Annotated in this window: 18 protein-coding genes; 16 read left to right on the forward strand and 2 right to left on the reverse strand. The window is 43.3% G+C overall.

Annotated features, from left to right (window positions below; genetic code table 11):
- The first annotated feature begins 101 nt into the window (after nt 1-101).
- The 12 genes from NST25_RS12380 (at nt 102) to NST25_RS12435 (ending at nt 13,905) form a co-directional block, all read left to right on the forward strand.
- Nucleotides 102-1,172: an ABC transporter substrate-binding protein gene (locus NST25_RS12380; RefSeq protein WP_076125887.1), complete on the forward strand. Its 1,071-nt coding sequence runs from the start codon at nt 102-104 to the stop codon at nt 1,170-1,172.
- 62 nt (nt 1,173-1,234) lie between these two features.
- Nucleotides 1,235-2,158 carry an ABC transporter permease gene (locus tag NST25_RS12385; RefSeq protein ID WP_036686219.1) on the forward strand — a complete coding sequence of 308 codons (924 nt, stop codon included), beginning with the start codon at nt 1,235-1,237 and terminating at the stop codon, nt 2,156-2,158.
- Nucleotides 2,151-2,945, forward strand: coding sequence for an ABC transporter ATP-binding protein (locus NST25_RS12390; RefSeq protein ID WP_076125889.1), 795 nt, complete (start codon nt 2,151-2,153; stop codon nt 2,943-2,945). Before NST25_RS12385 ends, NST25_RS12390 begins: the two co-directional genes overlap by 8 nt.
- Before the next feature lie 223 nt (nt 2,946-3,168).
- Entirely contained in the window at nt 3,169-4,935 is a 1,767-nt protein-coding gene (locus tag NST25_RS12395; protein ID WP_076279809.1) for a sensor histidine kinase, read from the forward strand.
- On the forward strand, nt 4,928-6,496 hold the full coding sequence (locus NST25_RS12400) for a response regulator (protein ID WP_076279781.1): 1,569 nt from the start codon (nt 4,928-4,930) through the stop codon (nt 6,494-6,496). Before NST25_RS12395 ends, NST25_RS12400 begins: the two co-directional genes overlap by 8 nt.
- Nucleotides 6,497-6,623: 127 nt before the next feature.
- Nucleotides 6,624-7,952 (forward strand): extracellular solute-binding protein, encoded by a 1,329-nt coding sequence (locus NST25_RS12405; protein WP_248548093.1) that lies wholly within the window; start codon nt 6,624-6,626, stop codon nt 7,950-7,952.
- A 143-nt stretch (nt 7,953-8,095) separates the two neighbouring features.
- Nucleotides 8,096-9,016, forward strand: a complete 921-nt coding sequence (locus NST25_RS12410) for a sugar ABC transporter permease (protein WP_076105030.1) — start codon at nt 8,096-8,098, stop codon at nt 9,014-9,016.
- A 3-nt stretch (nt 9,017-9,019) separates the two neighbouring features.
- On the forward strand, nt 9,020-9,859 hold the full coding sequence (locus NST25_RS12415) for a carbohydrate ABC transporter permease (protein ID WP_038570347.1): 840 nt from the start codon (nt 9,020-9,022) through the stop codon (nt 9,857-9,859).
- A gap of 57 nt (nt 9,860-9,916) precedes the next feature.
- On the forward strand, nt 9,917-11,029 hold the full coding sequence (locus NST25_RS12420; RefSeq protein ID WP_340394090.1) for a rhamnogalacturonan acetylesterase: 1,113 nt from the start codon (nt 9,917-9,919) through the stop codon (nt 11,027-11,029).
- A gap of 112 nt (nt 11,030-11,141) precedes the next feature.
- Complete coding sequence (locus tag NST25_RS12425; protein WP_076105002.1) at nt 11,142-11,933, forward strand: SDR family NAD(P)-dependent oxidoreductase; 792 nt, start codon at nt 11,142-11,144, stop codon at nt 11,931-11,933.
- 181 nt (nt 11,934-12,114) lie between these two features.
- Complete coding sequence (locus NST25_RS12430; protein ID WP_036686231.1) at nt 12,115-12,831, forward strand: MgtC/SapB family protein; 717 nt, start codon at nt 12,115-12,117, stop codon at nt 12,829-12,831.
- An 84-nt stretch (nt 12,832-12,915) separates the two neighbouring features.
- Nucleotides 12,916-13,905, forward strand: coding sequence for an aldose 1-epimerase (locus tag NST25_RS12435; protein ID WP_076183424.1), 990 nt, complete (start codon nt 12,916-12,918; stop codon nt 13,903-13,905).
- 80 nt (nt 13,906-13,985) lie between these two features.
- Here NST25_RS12435 and thrS read toward each other — a convergent pair whose 3' ends face one another.
- Nucleotides 13,986-15,899 carry a threonine--tRNA ligase gene (gene thrS, locus NST25_RS12440; protein WP_076125897.1) on the reverse strand — a complete coding sequence of 638 codons (1,914 nt, stop codon included), beginning with the start codon at nt 15,897-15,899 and terminating at the stop codon, nt 13,986-13,988.
- 473 nt (nt 15,900-16,372) lie between these two features.
- Between thrS and NST25_RS12445 the strand changes: the two genes are divergently transcribed.
- Both NST25_RS12445 and NST25_RS12450 read left to right on the forward strand, forming a co-directional pair.
- Nucleotides 16,373-17,041 (forward strand): TraX family protein, encoded by a 669-nt coding sequence (locus NST25_RS12445; protein ID WP_076125898.1) that lies wholly within the window; start codon nt 16,373-16,375, stop codon nt 17,039-17,041.
- Nucleotides 17,042-17,133: 92 nt separating this feature from the next.
- Nucleotides 17,134-18,651 carry a copper amine oxidase N-terminal domain-containing protein gene (locus tag NST25_RS12450; protein ID WP_076125900.1) on the forward strand — a complete coding sequence of 506 codons (1,518 nt, stop codon included), beginning with the start codon at nt 17,134-17,136 and terminating at the stop codon, nt 18,649-18,651.
- Nucleotides 18,652-18,748: 97 nt separating this feature from the next.
- On the opposite strand, the gene NST25_RS12455 is transcribed toward NST25_RS12450, so the two are convergent.
- Nucleotides 18,749-20,146: a metallophosphoesterase gene (locus tag NST25_RS12455; RefSeq protein ID WP_076189892.1), complete on the reverse strand. Its 1,398-nt coding sequence runs from the start codon at nt 20,144-20,146 to the stop codon at nt 18,749-18,751.
- A gap of 272 nt (nt 20,147-20,418) precedes the next feature.
- On the opposite strand from NST25_RS12455, the gene NST25_RS12460 reads away from it, so the two are divergent.
- Entirely contained in the window at nt 20,419-21,018 is a 600-nt protein-coding gene (locus NST25_RS12460; protein WP_076125903.1) for a nitroreductase family protein, read from the forward strand.
- A 71-nt stretch (nt 21,019-21,089) separates the two neighbouring features.
- The gene (locus tag NST25_RS12465; protein WP_036686240.1) at nt 21,090-21,284 is read left to right on the forward strand and encodes a hypothetical protein; all 195 of its coding nucleotides are present in this window, start codon (nt 21,090-21,092) and stop codon (nt 21,282-21,284) included.
- Nucleotides 21,285-21,352 lie beyond the last annotated feature (68 nt).

Raw genomic sequence — 21,352 nt, forward strand, 5'->3', positions numbered from 1 at the left:
CGTGTAAGCTTATGCTTTAATGCTTTTATCGATAAAAGTGATAATGCTGAGTCGCTCACCTTGATGTATGCGTTAATAAACTAATGAAATGGGGTACTTTGATGAAAAAGAGAAACATTTTGGCGGGATTAAGCTTATGCTTCATGCTCGTAGCAGCTGGTTGTGGTAACAATAACACTGCGGGAAACGCAGGAAATGCAGCGAATTCCGGTAATTCCCCTACGAATGCAGGAGCAGCAGATTCAAAAACGTACAAAATTGCGATCTCGCAATATGTGGAGCACCCCTCACTTGATGCTACACGTGAAGGAATTCTCGCTGCTTTGAAGGATGCAGGAATCGTTGAAGGTGAGAACCTGAAGGTTGACCTTGAGAATGCTCAGGCTGATCAAGCGAATAACTTGTCCATTGCTCAAAAGATTGCCGCTGACTCTAATGATTTGGTATTGGCAATTGCAACGCCTTCCGCTCAATCAATTGTTCAAGCACTCAGCAAAGCAAGTAAGGATACACCGATTTTATTCGCAGCCGTAACTGACCCACTCGACGCGAAGATTGTCACGGATCTGGAGCATCCAGGTGGCAATGTATCAGGGGTATCGGACACCAATCCCGAAGCGATTAACAGATTAATGCAATTTATAGCTACCCAATTTCCTAACGTGAAAAAGCTGGGCATCGTTATTAATGAAGGTGAACCAAATGCAGTAATTATGGCTGAGATTGCTAAAAAAGAGTTGGATAAACATGGAATCGAGCTAGTGAAGGCTGCCATCACGAATACCTCTGAAGTCAAACAAGCTGCAGAATCACTTGTGGGTCGTGTAGATGCATTCTACATTACTTTGGATAACACAGTCGTAAGTGCAGTGGATACCATTATTCAAACAGCTAATGACAAGAAAATTCCCTTCTTCTCCAGTGACCGTGATACGGTTGAAAAGGGAGCTTTCGCCACCGTTGGTTTTAAATATTTCGATCATGGCTATCAAGTGGGTCAAATGGCCGTGGATATTTTGAAAAATGGTAAAAAGCCAGCTGATATGAAAGTAACCATGCAAGAAAAACTCGATCTCATTCTTAACCTGAAATCTGCAGCAGCGCAAGGCATAGAAGTGACTGATGCAATGAAGGCAGAAGTTGCCGATCAAGCTAACAATATTATTCAATAAGCCATTATATAGGGGGCGATTTCGTGAGAACGCCCCTTTCCGCTCGAAGGAGGAAGTCATCTATGTTAAATTCGATGCTCGGGGCCGTTGAAATGGGACTGCTTTACGCATTTATGGCTTTAGGTGTATACATTACCTTTCGTATTCTTGATTTCCCTGATTTGACTGTAGATGGGAGCTTTACCACTGGTGGTGCCATTGCCGCTGTTATGATTACTAACGGTTATGCACCATGGCTTGCTACCCTGGCCGCTATTGCTGGTGGAATGCTGGCAGGAATGTGTACGGGCCTATTACATACGAAAGGCAAGATTAATGGACTGTTATCCGGGATTTTGATGATGATTGCACTCTATTCCATTAATCTGCGGATATTTGGTGGCAAACCGAACTGGTCTTTAATGGGCGACACTACCTTGTTCACTTCCATTGATCCTCTGCTCGTACTGCCGTTTGTAGTTATTTTTGTGAAAATAGTAATGGATTTATTCCTGCGTACAGATCTTGGACTTGCGCTGCGGGCTACCGGAGATAATGCAAGAATGATCCGTAGTCTGGGTGTGAACACGGATAATACCACTATTCTTGGTGTCAGTTTATCCAATGGAATGGTGGCGCTCTCGGGGGCGCTAATCACTCAGTATTCTACTTTTGCGGATTCCTCTATGGGTATTGGGATGATTGTAATCGGGTTAGCTTCGGTGATCATCGGTGAAGCCATATTCGGTGCTAAAAATGTATTTCGGGCCACATTGGCTGTTGTGCTCGGATCCATAGTTTACCGGATCGTAGTTGCACTTGCCTTGCGGGTACCGTGGCTGAAAGCTTCGGATCTTAAGCTGATCACAGCAATTATCGTTATTTTCGCTCTTGTATTCCCGTCGATTCAGCGTTTCCTGAAGCAGAAGAATATGGCGCGGAGGCGTTCCGTTGAATTAGCTGAGCAGGCTCTAAGCAGCAAGAGAGGAGGCACCATCGATGCTTAAACTGGAGAACGTATCTAAGCTGTTCAATCCCGGAACACCCGATGAGAAAATAGCGCTGCTCGGCATTGACTTGGAGCTTCTTCCCGGTGATTTTGTCACCATCATTGGAAGTAATGGAGCTGGCAAATCTACACTGATGAACATTATTTCCGGTGTCATGAAGCCGGATCTGGGTACAGCCAGCATTGAAGGAAATTCAATCAGCCATTTGGCGGAATTTCAAAGAAGTCGCTGGATCGGCCGTGTCTTTCAGGACCCAATGGCGGGTACGGCTCCACATATGACGATTGAAGAAAATTTAGCTATGGCTTATAAAAGAGGCAAAAGCAGAGGGTTAACCTTTGGCGTAAATAAAGCAAAAAGAGCTTTGTTTCGCAATGAGCTAAGCCGTCTGGGGATTGGGCTGGAGGATCGCCTGCGGGCAAAAGTAGGGTTGTTGTCAGGTGGAGAGAGACAAGCGCTAAGTCTGCTAATGGCGACCTTTACTCAACCGCAAATTTTACTTTTAGATGAACATACAGCAGCCCTTGACCCTTCTCGTGCGGAGCTGATTACTAAACTTACAGAGTCCATTGTCCGTGAGATGAAGTTAACCACCCTAATGGTTACTCATAACATGGAACAGGCCATTCGTCTTGGCAATCGTCTGATCATGATGGATAAGGGCCGTATTATTTTGGATATCGATGAGGAACGTAAAAAAGATCTTACTGTAGAACGGCTGCTCGGAGAATTCGAGACAATCAGCGGACATAAATTGGCAGATGACCGAATGATGCTTGGCTAGTCAGTTGTAGGTGTGAAGGTAGCTCAATATAAGGGCTTGAAGTGAAGTCTGATTCTGGATTTCATTTCGAGCCCTTTTTTACATAGGAATTTTTTCGCCGAGCCATTATACTATCCTTATCTTTCAGTTCACGTAAATTTACCCAAATGGAACATTATGGTTTATAATGGAATTATAGTGATAATAAATGAAAATTATCATATTTAGGGAGCGGAGAATGCAGATGATTTGGAAAAATGTTAGCGCTTACAGAAGTTCGGGCATTTTCAACAAAATGATACTGATTATTTCCTTTTTGCTTCTACTTTCCTTTTTATTCTCTTTGACCGTTTTACAATATGTGTATCGTATCTATGACAAGCAAATTTATGAAAAGGCCTCTGAGGTACTGGGGATGTCCTCCATTAGCATCGAAAATGCCCTAAGAGAATTGGATCAGCTTTCTTTTACAGTGGTGTCTGATGAGCAAATTCAAGAATGCCTGCGCCAATTGCAGAATGATCCACAGCCTTATGAAAGACAAGTTCTACATAACAAGATCATAAACAGGCTGGTTGCTTTTGCAGGGGCAGAGAAATACGTTTATTCCATGATGCTGATGGATACGAGTGGCGGAGTAATGACTGCGGGCAATCGTGAAGGAGTATCACAGGATCTGCAGGATCAGTTAAAGCCGTTAGCTGCGGAAGCTAGCGGGAGTATAGTGTGGTATCCGCAAGGAAACAGAAATTCACTTTTGGCGGTTCGGCAGATTAAATCTTATACAGGGTCAACGTTTACGCTGGATGATCTGGGAACACTCGTGATCCGTATTCGGATCGATCTAATCATTGCGGATAGTACGAGCGATACTGATCAATTAATCGCAGTTGATGCCACGACGGGACAGGCAATCTATCCTGAAGCGCCAATTCTTTTGCCAGAAGAGCTTAAAGAAGAGACAGAACGTCCGGAGCTATATCGCACGGCCAAATATCAAGAAGGTACCTACTTTATAACCAAGACGAAATCATCTTATATAGATTGGATCTACATCAATGCCACTCCATTTAATGAGATGTTCAAACATATTACTTTTGTCAAAAAGCTGGTCGTCATCATATTCGCACTAATCTTATTAATTGGTCTCCTTTTAGGCTACAGGCTTGCTCGCAGTATTGTACGTCCGATCTCTAAGTTGACCAAAAAAATGAAGCAAATCGAGAAAGGCGATCTGGACAATCTGGAGGAACAGTCATTAGGTGTGGTTTCACAGACTGCGCAGGACGAGGTTAGTCAGCTAAACCGGACTTTTAAAATGATGATCCGCAGGATCAGAGAGCTTATTGATGAGAACTATGCGAAGCAGCTGATTATTAGAGAGACAGAGCTAAAAGCTTTGCAGGCCCAGATTAATCCGCATTTTTTGTACAATACACTGGAATCAATCAACTGGTTAGCCAAAATGAACAAACAAGCCAAAATCTCAGAAATGGTAGAAGCGCTCGGTTACTTGTTCCGCAGCTCTATTGGTCTAAAGGATCCGCTGATTACACTTGAAAAAGAGATCACTATCGTGCGCAATTATGTCATTATCCAGAAAACACGGTTTGATGAGAGGCTTGATTTCCGGATGGATGTACCTGAACATCTGCATGACGCTTTGATTCCGAAGCTGACCTTGCAGCCTTTAATCGAAAATGCTATCCGCTATGCACTAGAGCCTAATATTGAACCGTGTACCATTTCTATAACAGTTAGTGAAGATGAGCAGGGGCTCGATATCAGAGTCAGTGATAATGGACCGGGAATGAGCGCTGAATTTATCAAAGATTTGCAGCTGGGAAGAGTTAAGACCCGTGGAGAAGGCATCGGCTTAGCTAACATCGCGGAACGGATTCAAATCGTCTTTGGCCCTGAATGGGGCACTTCCATAGAAAGTGAACCGGGTCAAGGAACAACTATACATGTGCGTATACCTTACTTAAAAGGAGTGCTAGAGAATGTATAAACTGCTGTTGGTGGATGATGAACGCTTGATTCTGGAAGGGATATCGCAGGTTGTGGACTGGGGACGAGCGGGAACAGAGCTTGTAGGCACGGCGTGGAACGGGATTGAGGCTTTGGTGAAAATAGAGGAGCTTAGCCCTGAAATAGTGATTACGGATATTTCTATGCCTGGTTTAGATGGTTTGGGACTGGTGCAAAAATGCAGTGAACGATTTCCAGACGTGAAATTCGTTATGCTGACTGGTTATAAGGATTTTGATTATGCTTGTATTGCTATGCAGAACGGGGTTAAACATTATCTTTTAAAGCCGTGCAATGAGAATCAGATCCATGATGCATTGGTTGAGCTGGTAGCGGAGCTCGATGAACAGAAGAGCCGGGGCGAATTCGTAAATAGCATGAAACAACGTCTTCAGAAGGTATTGCCCCATGTGAAAGAACAATTTTTGAAGGAATGGATCTCTAACAAAACTTATGGAAGTCAGGATCTAGAGTACTATCAGGAATTATTCGGCATTGAACTCAATGACAAAACGGTACGCTTGCTCCTGTTCCGACTAGAAGGTTCTTACGAATATGAGCAATTGTTCGCTCTGCAAAATATTGCCCAGGACGTACTTCAGGAAACACTCCTGAGTGCGACGATAGGCGGTCATTTATTAATATTACTGGAAGACGAAGGAAATACGGTGCAGAATAGCCCCTTGCTTAAACGTATCGCTGAAGTAAGAGAGGTATTCTGCAAGTTTTATAAAATGGATGTGACAATCGCGATTAGTGATGCTGACCTTATGATTCATTCCCGGAGATTGTATCGTCAGACCTTGCAGTGCCTAAACCATCGTTTTTATTTGGAGGCGGGCGGTTTGATTACCGGGAGTGATATCCCAAGTGATGAGCTAAGTGGAAGAAATGATATCGAGCTAGATGAAGAGCATATTTGTCTACTTATAAAAGCAGGCGATCAAAATACGGTGGAGCTGGAATTGGAACGATTATTCAACTTGCTCGCGGATGAACGGTTAGATATTAACGTGACGCGTTCTTATGTTTTACAGTTATATTCCGCTATGATTCGTTTAGCAGTCCCTGATGAAAGAAATAGCTTCACATCGGGCTTGGCGGAGCTTGCCGAAATTAGAACCTTGGGAGGTTTAAAAGCATACGTCAAAGAGGCAGCGGTTCGCTTAACAGCGATGTATGACCGACATTTTAGTTCCCGGCAATCGCTTATTGTAGACAAAATGTTCAAAATTATCGCAGAGGATTACAAGAATGCAGAGCTGTCGCTTAGCTCGGTCGCTGCTGAAATGTTATATATGAATCCCGACTATCTAGGCAAAATATTCAAGAAAATTACCGGAGAGAAATTCTCGAATTATGTAACCAATTACCGGATTGCTAAAGCATCGGAGCATATTTTGAGAAGTGGGGATGTAAGAGTATTTGAACTGGCTGAAATGTTCGGCTTCGGTGGAAATGCACAATATTTCAGTCAGGTTTTTAAAAAAGTAACCGGCCAGACCCCTACAGATTTCATGAAACCCCCTCAAGCGAACTGATTATTGAACAAACAAGACGGTTTTTTGTATTCAATAATCACGGAATATTTGAGAAAATTTAACCAATGAAAGCGCTACCTAAAGGGATCAGAGCCTTTACACTATCATAGGAAAAGGGGACATGAAATTGAAAAAGAGATTCGCTTTACTAGCCGTACCATTATTGTTGTCGTCGATGTTAGCTGGTTGTGGAGGTAACAACAATAACAATGCTGCTGCTACGGATTCCGCTACAAATACTCCTTCGGAGACGAAACCTGCGGCCACGACCTCAGCAGAACCAGTAACCCTGCGTATCGCATGGTGGGGTGGAGATACAAGACATTCTTATACACAACAAGTTATTGATATGTATGAAGCCAAATATCCGAATGTAACCATTGAGCCTGAATATGCATCCTTTGATGATTACTGGAAAAAGCTTGCTCCGCAAGCTGCTGCAAATAGACTTCCTGACATCGTTCAAATGGATATTTCCTATATTAATCAATATGGATCTAACGGACAGCTCGAAGATTTGAAACCTTATTTGAACTCTCAGATTCAAGTCGGCGATGTGAATGAGAACGTGCTGAGTACTGGAGTGATCGGTGAGAAGCAATACGGAATTCCGTTAGGGGTTAACGTACTTGGTTTTCAATATGATCCAGAATTGCTGAAAAAGGCAGGTGTTGATTCTATCCCAGAGAACTGGACTTGGGATCAATACAAGGAAATCGCCGCAAAAGCTAAGTCGGCTGGACTGTATATGGACGGTTCCATGGCAGCAGACGTGTTCTTCAACTATTATCTGCGTACAAAAGGGCTGGCACTCTATAACAATGATGGTTCCGCACTTGGTTATGAGGACGATGCGTTGTTCACTGACTTTTTCGGAATGTTGTCTGGTTTGATTAAAGATGGAGCGGTCCCATCACAAGACAAACTGAGCCAAAATAAAGGGGTTATTGAAGAGTCGGATATTGTTAAAGGGACAGGTATCGGTGTATGGCAATGGTCGAACCAATACGTTGCTTTGCAAATCGCTGTAAATCGTCCTATGGAGCTGGCACAAATGCCTGGTCCAGATATGGATAAAGGGCTTTACATGCAGCCAAGTATGTACTGGTCAATTACTTCTAACTCTAAAGTGAAGGAAGAAGCAGCGAAGTTCGTTGATTTCTGGATTAATGATGTGGAAGCTAACAACCTGATCAAAGGCGAACGCGGAGTACCGATTTCAAGCAAAATCAAAGAATCTGTAGCTACACAATTAACTGATTCCGGTAAGCAAGTATTTAAGTTTGTTGCTGACATGGAGCCTACTACTTCACCTATGAGTCCACCGGTTGGATCACCAGAGGTTGTAGCCCTGCTTACAGACCTTGCTGAACAAATGAACTTCGGGAAAATCGATCCAGCAGCAGCAGCGGCACAGTTCCGAAAAGAAGCGAACTCTATTCTTTCCAGCCGTTAATCGTAGGGTAACAGATAACTATACTGCGTCTCACATGGGAAACGGCATGCCATTTCGCTAGGCGGCATCCCGTTTCCCATATTATTCACATAAAAAGGAGTTGGAGACCCTTGGCATTAACGAATCCCCTACCTTCGAATCCATTGGCTGTTAAGAAAAAGAACCTCACCGGCCGGCGGTTACGAAGCAACCTTACAGGATATGCCTTCATCAGTCCGTTCGTCATTGGCTTCCTTTGCTTCACACTGATCCCGATGATCATTTCGCTGTATCTTTCTTTTACCAAATACAATTTATTCGCTCCACCTAAGTGGATTGGATTTGATAATTACATCAAAATGTTCTCAAATGACCCGAAATATTTGCATTCACTAAAGGTAACGCTGCTTTACGTATTTATCGGTGTGCCTTTACGTCTAACCTTCGCATTATTTGTGGCCATGATTCTAAATACGAAATCACGTATGGTAGGAGCCTATCGGACAACTTATTATTTACCTTCTATTATAGGGGGTAGTGTGGCGGTCTCCATCATGTGGCGTAATATTTTTAGTGATACAGGAATTATTAACGGCATGCTTGGCTTTTTCGGAATTGGACCGGTAAGTTGGTTTGGCAATCCGAATGCTGCGCTTATCATGTTGATAACTCTATCTGTGTGGCAGTTTGGCTCATCCATGTTGATCTTTCTTGCAGGTCTTAAAAATATTCCTGGTGAAATGTATGAGGCAGCTAGTGTGGATGGAGCCGGATTCTTCAGAAAGTTCTTCAAGATTACTATGCCACTCTTAAGTTCAGTGATTCTGTTTAATCTAGTTATGCAGACGATCAGCGCATTCATGACCTTTGTTCCAGCTTATATTATCTCTAAAGGTGAAGGCGGACCTATGGACGGCACTATGTTGTATTCTCTCTATTTATTCCGTCAGGCCTTTATGTTTAATAATATGGGTTATGCTTCGGCTATGGCTTGGGTAATGTTGTTGCTTGTCGGCATCATGACCGGAATCTTGTTCAAGACATCCAAATCGTGGGTCTTCTACGAGTCGGAAGGAGGAAAATAATCCATGGCGAAAATTAAACTGAAATGGCCGCTTTATCACATCCTTATAGGTGGCCTCGCTATCGTTATGCTGTATCCGATTCTGTGGATGATCATGAGTTCTTTTAAAGAGAGCCGGCTTGTGTTTGTTACAGCGCAGCACCTTATACCTGATCCATGGGAATGGGGGAACTATGCTAAAGGCTGGGAAGGTATTGCAGGTTACTCCTTTGGTGTCTTCATCAAGAACTCTTTTGTAATTGTTATTGTCGCAACACTGGGCGCAGTCATTTCATCTTCACTGGTTGCCTTCGGTTTTGCCCGCAATAAATTTGTAGGCCATGGCTTATGGTTCGGAATCATGATGATGACCCTGATGCTTCCTTCCGATGTGGTGCTCGTCCCTCAATACATTATCTATGCCAAATTGGAATGGCTCGACAGTATCAAACCGATCGTTGTTCCACAGTTCTTCGGTGTCCCGTTTTTCATTTTCCTAATGCTGCAGTTTATTCGGACCATTCCTGTTGAACTTGATGAAGCGGCTACCATCGATGGTTGTGGGAAATTTGGACTTTATTTCAGAATTATACTTCCACTTATTCGTCCTTCTATGGCTACTGCGGCGATCTTCTCCTTCTATTGGCGCTGGGAAGACCTGCTTGGACCGGTATTGTACTTGAACTCACCTTCTAAATATACAGTTTCGATGGGGCTTAAAATGTTCCTGGACAGTGAGTCCGTATCCAACTGGGGTCCAATGTTCGCCATGTCTGTTCTAAGTTTGGCACCAGTCATGATTATCTTCTTTATCTTCCAAAAGCAGATTGTAGAAGGAATCAGCACCAGTGGTTTGAAAGGTTGATTTCAGCAAACGAATATAAATGTTTTAAATCTCTAATTAAGAAAGGTGCGGCTGAATTTGGATAGCTATCGTTTTGATTTTGGGATTAAGGAAGCTGAGCCTGGCTACACCAAAATTCGGCCGGACACATCTTATTCTAAGGGAATAGGGTATGGTTTCACTTCTGATTCCTCCGTCTTTGGTCGTTTCAGAGGGGGAACAGATATACTGCGAAGCGATTGCTGCATCCCACAGAAAGCAGTTTTTCTTCTGGATCTCCCGAATGGGATCTACCGTGTTACGATGCTGTTGGGTGATGCTCTGGCAGATACCAGCACATTTATCAAAGCTGGAGAAGGCAAGTTCGTATTGGACACGCTAAATGTGCCTGCGGGCCAATATTTGCGCGAATCCTTTGCAATTAGGGTTAAGGATGGGCAGCTAAAGCTATCGTTCTCGGGTGCGGCACCGCGTATTAACGCCTTGGACATTCAGATGGACAATGAAGCGCTAGTCTTATTTCTGGCAGGAGATTCCACGGTGACCGATCAAGGGGAAGAAGGTTACCCCTATGCGGGGTGGGGCCAACTGCTGCCACGCTGCTTCAAAGCCGGAATAGCTGTAGATAATCGAGCACTTTCTGGACGCAGTTCCAAGAGTTTTATTGAGGAAGGGCATTTGGAGGGCATTGCCGCAGATATCAGACCCAGAGATTATCTGTTCATCCAGTTTGGACATAATGATTCCAAAACTGATGATTTAAGACATACCGATCCCTTTACTACATATAAAGAACATTTGCTCCGGTTGATTACAGTCGCCCGAGAAGCGGGGGCCTATCCGGTTCTTGTGAGCTCTGTACATCGGCGAAGATTTGATAGTGAAGAAGCAATTGTAGACACGCATGGAGATTATTTAATCGCCATGCGGGAACTCGCAGATACCGAGCAGGTTCCACTGATTGATTTAGCCGAGAAGAGCCGCAAGCTCTTTGCAGCTTATGGCTCAGAGGGCTCAAAAGATTTATTCATGTGGAGCTATCCAGGAGAATTTATTGCGCATCCAGGTGGGGTGCAGGATAATACCCATTTTCAAATTTTAGGGGCTCGTCTTCTAGCTGAGCTTATAGTGGAAGGGATTCGGGAAGTTGGATTAAACGATCTCATCATTCATTTTCGTCAGGGAGAATAATAATCCTAAAGGAAAAGTAAATATCTGTCGGTTCAACTTCTGTATGCAAGGTTAAGGTTAAGGAAAGAACTTAACTGGAAGACTTGCATGATTAGAAGGAGGATATAACGATATGGCAGATAAAAAGCTTGTAGGTAAGGTTGCAGTTGTAACCGGAGGCGGCTCAGGAATTGGCCGGGCAACCGTGCTTGAGTTCGCACGTAACGGAGCCAAAGTTGTATTATTGGACAGAACTGTGGAGAACGCTGAAAAGGTTAGACAGCAAGTGGAGAAAGAGGGCGGAGAAGCCCTAGTTATCGAATGTGATGTTGCTGAACCACCACAAGTGGAAGCGGCGATAAATAAGGCGGCCGCGAAATGGGGTCGTCTTGATGTTGTTTTTGCCAACGCAGGGATTAATGGGGCGATGACGCCTATTGAAACGATGGATATTGAAGCTTGGGATCAGACCATTCATATTAACCTGCGTGGAACCTTCGCGACTGTTAAATATGCGATACCGCATCTAAAAGAAAGCGGAGGCAGCATCCTGATCAACAGCTCCATTAACGGAAATCGTGTATTTTCTAATGTTGGTTTTTCTGCTTACAGTACGACAAAGGCAGGACAGGTTGCTTTTATGAAAATGGCGGCACTGGAACTGGCTCAATTTCAAATCCGCGTAAATGCGATCTGTCCTGGGGCTATAAAGACCAATATAGATGACAACACTTTTCCATCAGAGGATCTGAAAGAAGTGAAAATCCCAGTAGAATTTCCTGAGGGAGATCAACCGCTCGAAGAAGGTCCGGGGCGACCTGATCAAGTAGCGAAGCTGGCGCTGTTTCTGGCGTCTGAAGATTCAGATCATATTACGGGGACGGAAATTTATTGTGACGGTGCAGAGTCGCTTCTGCATGGTTAATTTTTCAACATAATCTTGGCCTCTCATAACGGATTCCATCCTCGTCGCTATGCCGGACCACACGGGTCGAAAGAGCATCTGCGGTGAGGATGGCTATGCCGTTTTTTGTTGTAAAATAAAGCTAATCATTATCTCCAATTTCCGTTATAATGGAGTATCTCTGGAGAAAGGAGATTGCGATATGGATTTTCAATTGGAATCATTAATGAAGTTACTAGTGGCCATGCTGTTCGGGCTGTTCATCGGGATTGACCGACAGATCAAGCAGAAACCGCTGGGGATACGGACCAGTATGGTCATAAGCATTGCGAGCTGTCTTGTCACAGTGGTGTCTATCCATGCCTTTGATAAGTTCGCAGGACCAGAGCATCCAAACATGGACCCAATGCGGCTTGCGGCTCAGATTGTCAGCGGGATTGGTTTTTTGGGTGCGGGTGTTATTCTGCGTAGAGGCGGAGATGCCATTTCGGGCCTTACTTCGGCAGCACTCATCTGGACAGCTTCTGGAATTGGTATAGCTGTGGGTGCGGGATTCTATATTGAGGCAGCATATGCGGTTATTCTGCTGATGTTTGCTGTGAATTTAGTTCCTCATTTAATCCGTTCGCTAGGACCAGAAGTACTGAATAAACATGAAGTTTCAGTGAGGATCATTATGGAAGCTAATTTTGTGCTTACAGAAGTGATCCAAAAAATCGAGCGGCCTCAGGTCAGCTCGCAGCGTAGTACTAGAGGTCCATCCCGAGCGATTCGAAGAATGAAAATTAAAGATTTGGAAGATGGCAGACAAATGATCGATATGGTGATCTCAGCACCGGATCGGGATTACGCAACAGAAATCTATTACGATGTGAAGAAAATTGAACATGTAATGAGCGTAGAAGTGGAGCAATTGTAAAAAGAGCATGTCACCTCATGACTAGATGTGGTAATCTATCAAGTGGAGACAATTATCAGACACTGGAAGGGAGAACAATATATTATGTCAATCACAGCGTATGAAGGACAATATGAAGGAGAAGCAGCTATCTGGTTGAAAGCCGGTCGTTATGAGGCAGCTATTCTGCCAGGCATTGGCGGCAACCTGATCTGTTTCCGTGATACCGAAAACGGATATCGCTTCCTGCATGAGCCTGGAGCTGAAGAGATGGAAGCCTTTAAGGCAAGTCCGGGGATTCACGGAATTCCTGTATTATTTCCTCCAAATCGTTATGAGGATGGTAAATTTCCATGGAATGGTCAAACTTATCAATTCCCAGTAAATGAAGTTGCAACGGGCAACCATTTACACGGATTTTTACATACTGCAGCTTGGGAAGTCGAAGAATTTGGCAGCGGTAAGACTGAAAGCTTCGTAACCGTATTCATCAAGGTGGATGAGAATCATCCTTCTTATCAGTATTTGCCACATAAGTATACGATCAAATTGCGTTATACCCTCGGCGAAGGAGGATTATCTCAACAGGTGTTGGTGCACAATGATGGAGAAGATGTGATGCCTTGTTTGCTGGCATTCCACACTGCCATTAACGCACCTTTCGCACCAGGAAGCAGTGCACAAGATTACCGCGTAAAAGCTACTATTGGCGAGCGCTGGGAGCTCAACGACCGCATGCTGCCAACAGGCAAATTCCAGGCGTTGGAGCCAGGAGAAGTTCAGCTTCGTGAAGAAGGTGTGAATCCATATTTTGCATCGATGGACAATCACTACACGGCTGTACCTCAGAACGGACGCAACCGGATGGAGCTTACCGATAGCAAAGCTGGAGTAACCTTGGTGTACGATGTAGGGACTTCGTACAAACAATGGATGATCTGGAATAATGGTGCTACAGAACAGTTCTTCTGCCCTGAGCCACAAATTAACTTGGTGAATGCGCCAATGGTAGATCTTCCTGCTGATGAAATCGGCTTGTTCAGCCTGAAACCAGGCGAATATTGGGAAGAGAGCAGCCGCCTGTACGTAAAATAGAGTTCATGTGAATATGAATAGGTTATAAAGAAGGGGCTGTCTCAAACGTAGTTTTTCTACGATTAGACAGCCCCTTAAATTTATCTCTTACTAATAATCTCTTCATTAATCTGTTCAATGATGTCTTGGATACTCTTCGAACCAAGATCACCTTCACCACGTTTTCTTACAGAGACAGTGTCGGAATTTTTTTCGTTCTCTCCAAGTACAAGCATGTAAGGTGCTTTTTCAAGCTGAGCTTCACGAATTTTGTAGCCTAACTTCTCATTTCGGATATCTACTTCGACACGAATGCCAGCCTTCTCCATGTGATGCTTCACTTGCAGTGCATAGTCAACATAGTTCTCAGAGACTGGCAATAACTTCGCATGAACAGGTGCGAGCCACAGTGGGAAAGCCCCAGCGAAATGTTCAGTAATAATCCCCATAAAACGATCGATCGACCCATAAACAGCGCGATGGATTACGACCGGGCGATGTTTAAGATTATCTTCCCCGATGTAAGTAAGATCGAATTTCTCTGGCATTTGCCAATCTAGTTGGATTGTTCCACATTGCCAGCTACGTTTTAGCGCATCTAAGATATGGAAATCAATCTTAGGTCCATAGAACGCGCCATCCCCTTCATTCACACGATATTCGATCCCGAGATTGTCTAATACATTTTGTAAAGATTGTTCAGCCTGATCCCATAATTCTTCAGATCCCATATAATCTGCCGGCCGAGTTGATAATTCAATCTTATACTCAAAGCCGAACACTTGATAAATATGGTCAATCAGTGAGATTACCCGTCTTATTTCATCCTCAATTTGCTCTGGCAAAACGAAGAGGTGAGCATCATCCTGGCAGAAAGTGCGGACTCTCATCATCCCGTTCAGTGCTCCAGAATATTCATGGCGATGCACTTGACCGAATTCCGAGATACGGATAGGCAGTTCCCGGTAGGAATGCAGATTATTTTTGAAAATTAGCATATGCCCAGGGCAGTTCATCGGCTTAAGGGCAAATTTTGTTTCATCTACATCTGTGAAATACATATTGTCCTTGTAGTGATCCCAGTGTCCTGACTGCTCCCAAAGCCGATTGTTCATCATCAGCGGTGTACGAACTTCATCGTAATCTCTCTGTCTTTGTAATTCCCGGGCAAAGTTCTCAAGCTCTGTACGGATTGTCATTCCCTTGGGAAGATAGAAGGGCATGCCTGGAGCTTCTTCAGAGAACATGAACAACTCAAGTTCTTTGCCAAGCTTACGGTGGTCACGTTTTTTAGCTTCTTCAAGAAACAGTAAATGTTCCTCTAACTGCGCTTTTTTAGGAAAGGCAGTTCCATAAATACGTTGCAGCATTTTGTTATTGGAATCTCCACGCCAGTAGGCACCCGCTACATTCAACAGCTTAAAGGCTTTGACCAAGCCAGTAGAGGGAAGATGTGGCCCACGGCAAAGATCGGAGAATTCACCTTGATCATAAATAGTTAATACTGTGTCTTCCGGCAGATCATGAATAAGCTCCAGCTTTAAAGGCTCATTCAGCTCTTCAAAAAGTTTAATGGCCTCTGCGCGGCTCACCACACGGCGGACAATCTGGTGATTCTCTTGGATGATTTTCGCCATTTCTTGTTCGATTGCAGCAAGATCATCAGTGGATAGAGGTTTCTCAATATCAATGTCATAGTAGAAGCCGTCTTCGATAACAGGACCTATGCCTAGCTGGACAGCTTTATCTCCATATATACGTTTTATGGCCTGCGCCATGATATGTGCAGTACTGTGTCTATAAACCTCAAGACCGTCTTTGCTATCCAACGTAACAATATCGAGCCGGCAATCATGTTCGATCGCTTGGTTTAGATCAACAGATTTTCCATCAATTTTTCCAGCTACAGCATTTTTTTTCAGACTGGTACTTATGGCACCTGCTGCTTCTTTAATCGTTGTTCCTTGCAGTACCTCTCTAATTGTTCCATCTTGCAGTGTTACCTTGATCTTCATGATTTTAGCCTCCATTTCTCAAATATTGTTAGTTGTGAACGCAAAAAAACGCATCTCTCCCAGAAAGGGACGAGTGCGTTCAGCTCGTGGTTCCACCCTAATTCGACCTGTCATATAGACAGGACCTCATTGGTATCCGATATCGGGGATAAATCGGTGCCGCATACTACCGAAAAAACAAAGTTCTACGGATTCAGCGCCACGGCTACAAAGGGGTAACTTCACAACCGGTAACTGGAGAAGCTTGCAGCCTGGACTTCTCTCTCTGGACAGTTCGTGTAGGAAATCATGTCTTTGATCATTGCCATATTCTGTTGCTAGTTAATATTACTCAATAGTATTCGATAAAGTCAAGGGGGGAGGTGCACAGAAATCGGATGATCGTTTCTCCGCGGTCTTCATTTGCTTATTGGTAAAGGAAATGAGGATGGACTTGGCGAATTTATATTTCAACATGCTTAAGGGGGATTGTAATGCAGATTATTGCCATGCTGACGATGCTAATCGACCATATTGGCTATATCTTTTTCCCGGAGAATCTTGCTTGGAGATATGTAGGGAGAATAGCTTTTCCGATTTATTGTTATGGGCTTGTTCAGGGACATATCCATACTTCATCCAGACCTAAATATTTATTTCGGTTGCTCTTGATTGCGATTATTGCCCAGATTCCCTATAATCTAGCGCTAAATTCTGGTGGCTGGAACGTGGTGTTTACGTTATTGCTGTCAGCAATCGTACTGGTAATTTTGGACAAGCTGCCTTCACTATGGCTTGGTATACCTGTGGTAATTGCTGCTATAGTGTTAATGGATTATTACCCTATAGATTATAATGCGTACGGTTTGCTCTTAGTATTGATTTTTCGTTATACGAAATCGTACTGGCTTGTTGGAGCCCATCTGGCACTGAATCTTTTCTATATGTTTTATAATTATTGGGTTGTACAGATGCTCAGTATTTTACCTACCTTGCTGATTGCTTTTACGCCTTTAATTTGGGATCGCTTGGAGCGGCACCGGGTTCCGCGCTGGATGTGGTGGTCATTTTATCCTGCACATTTACTGATGTTGGCGATAGTTAAGGCTGTAATTTACAAGGATTGGGCTCAGATCGAATGGCGAAGTTTGTTGAATATCTAAACATTTTACAATAAAAGGAACTTTGATTTACAAAACTTACCTTAGCTGAGATAATGGATTGATTTCACAAAATAAGATGAAGGAGACATGCTATGAGTAGAGTTAAAGCGAAATTGAAGTGGTTTTTGCCTTTTGTCGCACTGATGCTAGTTCTTGCCGGCTGTCAGTCGGTAGGGGGGTTCGATGTTAATAAGGCGTTGATTGGGGATGTTGATGTTAAATCATCAGAATCCAGTATGACTTTTTCCATGAATGCTGAGCCCATAGAGGGAATTAGCGCGGAAGATAAGGAAATGGTTGATCTTATTAATTCTTTTTCCTTGAATATTAGTAAAGCTAAGTTACAAGATAATGGGAGTTTATCGGCCCAAGGAACTGTTGGTTATAAACAATTGAATATTCCATTCACCTTGTTTATGGACAAACAAACACTTGCTTTTACAGTTGAAGGAGCAAAACAACCGTTCTACTTCCCTGTACAAGGATACGATGAAATCTTAGGTGAAGTAGGCTTGGATACGGCAAAAGCTGAAGATGTCAGTAAGCTGTTGACGAAATTCGTTGTTAAGAATCTTCCAAATCCTGGCGTAATCAACATTACACCGGTTAGTGATGCTGTGTATGGTGAGCAGTTGAACATGACGAAGCTGCATGCAGAAGTGACTGGTGATGAGCTTCCTGCATTGTTAAAAGGCTTCCTGAAGTCTGTTTCCAAAGACACAGAAGGTTTTACTGAATTGGTGGGTGGTCTTTACGACTATCTGTACCCTGTGATCAAAGCTATGGATGAAGACGGTTCTGGCGATATTTTCAATCTGGGATTCGGAGATATTCCACTGGATGATAAAGAAGCTGTCGTAACTGTATTGCATGATGCTGCCAAATTGGCTGTTGATGCATTGCTGCTAGTATATGACAATCAAGTGGACAGTCTTTACAAATCAACTCCTGAGATGAAGACCGTGTTGAGTAAGGATACGAAGTTATCTGTTGATATTTTCGTTGATAGTGCTCTGCATGTGCGTAAACAGAATGTTGATCTGAAAGTGGCGCTTCCGGGTACCGAGGATTTCCCATTGAAGAGCCTCTCGCTTAAAGCTTCCAGTCAGATTTGGAACATTGGCGGTGCTGTAACCGCTGATCCAATCAGCACTGAAGGTGCACTTGATATTTCTTCCGGACTTACACCTGGAGAGACTTTGAGAAACTTTGCCCCAGATTCTGATGTATATCGTATATTGAAGGATGATCTGGGCATTACGAAGAGAACCATTGTTATCGAACCTGATGACGAATATTATTACCCGATTGTAGACAAGAACACTACTTATATCCCACTGCGTTATTTGGCAGAAGATTTAGATGCTACTGTAGAATGGGATACGGCCAATCGTGCAATTAACGTTACTGATGGTGTGTACGGAGATAAACTGGTATTCAAAATCGGTTCTTCCGAAGCCTTGATTAACGGCACGGCTGTAAAGCTTGCCCAACCTGTATTTGTTGACGAGTATGGCGATGCATATGTATCCTTGCGTCTGCTTGCTGAAGCGCTTCATGCTACTGTGTCGGTAGATGAAGATGGTTGGATTACTATTGTACGGAAATAGTTGTATCTTAACGATTAATTAACACAATAAACCCAGCTTCCATCTGACGCATAAATGCAGGTGGAGGCTGGGTTTTTCATATGAATACATAATCCAGTTATTGCTTCGTTAATACCACCTCTAAAGCTATATTACTAAGTTCTTTGTCCTCTGTCATACTTTGGATGTATCCACCTAAGAAGCCTTCTTGTAGGCCTTCCCAAAGCTTGTAGCCTGGCATCGCTTTAATATCTTCTGAGGAGCTGCCGGCTGTCCCCGCGAAATATCTTACATTTAGCTTGGCCATTACCTCTGCCATCGATGCCTTTTCAGACTGCGTAAAGGAACTCTCCTTTAAACCATCCATAGCTTTGTTATAAGAGTTTGTAGCAAAAGTATCCTCAGCATAGGTCTTGAAGTTTAAAAGATTCTGATCTGTATTGCCATTAGCTTTAGCCCATCCCTCTACATTTAAGGGCGTTGCTTCATAATTGACGGTTCTGCTCAGGGGATCGAAGGTCATCGCTCCGTATTGATGTGGATAGACAGCCATTGCACTTGTTGCTATATCATAAATTGGCGTTTCTTCCGAAGAAGTTACCGGGTCTACCCGGATGTCCTGCATATGGATATGGCCTGACAAGACTAAATTAAGTTCATTTTCACGAAGTACCTTTATTGTTTCCTGACTGTTGTTAAGCTTAAAGCCTGAAACAGACATAGAGGTGTGGCTTAGTAGATTGTGGTGCATAACCGTGAGAACAGAAGCATGCTCCTTGGCAGCCAGTTTAACAGAATTATCTATCCATGATAGGGTAGAGGCGGTCAGGCGTCCGTCCGTTTGGGGGAAACCGTATTTCTGATTGTTATGATATTGGCTGCTGTCAATCATAAGGAGCCATAAATTTGGCGCTGCCTTAACGATGTAACTTAGTGATTCTTTATCACGTGATACAGCTTCTTTGTAACCGAAATCCTCATACATCTTGGTAAAGTCTTTGTCTGTAATGGAATCCGTAACAAGCTGCTTATCCCCGCTGAAGGATCTGGCCCAAGGATTAAATAAATCGTGGTTGCCTGGAATGACATAAACAGAGGTTCCTTGTGCTTCGATTCGCTTTAATTTTTGGGTTAGCTCCTGATGGCTGCTGCGTTCTCCGTTATTTGTTAAATCTCCACTCAGGATGAGAAAATCAGGCTTCTGCTGCTCAGCGTCATAAACCAAGGTTTCAAGGATTTCATCACTGTAAGGCAGCATTTTTCCATCACCGCCAGTTACATATTTTTGAAAAGCTGTACCGCCATCTTGTAGCTTCTTATCTAAGAAGTGAGTGTCCGTTGCCACCCAGAAAGTGAGGGGGTGAAGATCATTCGGATCTTGTGCTGTTGAGGTTAAATTAGACGAATTTGTGTCTTTACAGCTAGTTAGAGCCAAGCTCATTGAAAGGAGCAGCAATAATGAGATTAAGGCTGATTTTCTATGCCGAACAAGGGCTTTCTCGCTTGGGAATTTCATGATTATAACCTTCCTTCTATACATTTGCTGCACTATTGTAGCGCATTTTAGCTCGTGGTGTATATCGGAAAAGGAAGAGGGCAGTTTCTAGCCCGCCTGAAGTGATTAATGATTAATAGATCAAGTGCATAATTAAGCCCATAAATGCGACAATAAGAGTTGGCAACGAATATATCCGACAAAATAAGTTGTGAATAACTGTTGTGTTTTCAGAAAAAAGGTGCTAAGATATACAAAAGTAAGTTACTAAAATTAATGGAGGTAGTTATTTTATGTCTAACAATTTCTTTGAAGCAGTAAAAGGAAGACGTTCCATATATGCCCTTAGTAAAGAATCTACGATTTCGGATGCACAAATTGTAGAAATCGTTGAACAAGCGGTGCTACATAGCCCAACTTCTTTCAACTCCCAAAGCTCAAGAGCCGTTGTTCTTCTTGGAGAACAACACGATAAACTATGGGATATCACTACAGAAACATTGCGTAAAATCGTTCCTGCCGAACAATTTGAAGGAACAGCGCAAAAATTAGCGTCTTTCAAAGCAGGTTACGGTTCCGTACTATTCTTCGAAGATCAAACGGTAGTGAAGAGCCTGCAAGAGAACTTCGCTCTATATGCTGAGAACTTCCCAATTTGGGCTAACCAATCCTCTGGTATTCTGCAATTTGTAGTATGGACAGCACTTTCTGAAGCAGGTGTAGGTGCATCCTTGCAGCACTATAATCCACTGATTGATGATGAAGTAAAAGAAGCATGGGGCATCCCTCAAGAATGGAAATTGATTGCTCAATTGCCATTTGGTAAAACAGTTACTCCTGCTGGTGAGAAACAATTCCAACCGATTGAAGATCGTGTTAAAGTCTTTAAATAAGTGAAATAAGCGTTTGAAACCTCCTTAACCAGGCTAAGTATGTATATAGACTGGTTAAGGAGGTTTTTGGTATGCCATGGAACAAAGAGGATTATCCAGAATCATTGAAGAACTTCACAGCACCTGTTCGCAATAAGGCAATCGATATTGCGAATGCGCTCCTCGAAGATGGTTATGAGGAGGGGCGGGCGATTTCAATTGCCACAGCGCAGGCGAAAGAGTGGGGGGAGAACCACGATAAACAAATCCGTAAAAAAGGCCATTAAGGTTTAATCAAAGGCCTGAACATAGAAATGAAAAAAAGCAGGACAGCGTTTATTAACGCTTGTCCTGC

It is taken from the genome of Paenibacillus sp. FSL E2-0190 (assembly GCF_037992965.1).
GTDB classification, from domain to species: domain Bacteria; phylum Bacillota; class Bacilli; order Paenibacillales; family Paenibacillaceae; genus Paenibacillus_AQ; species Paenibacillus_AQ odorifer.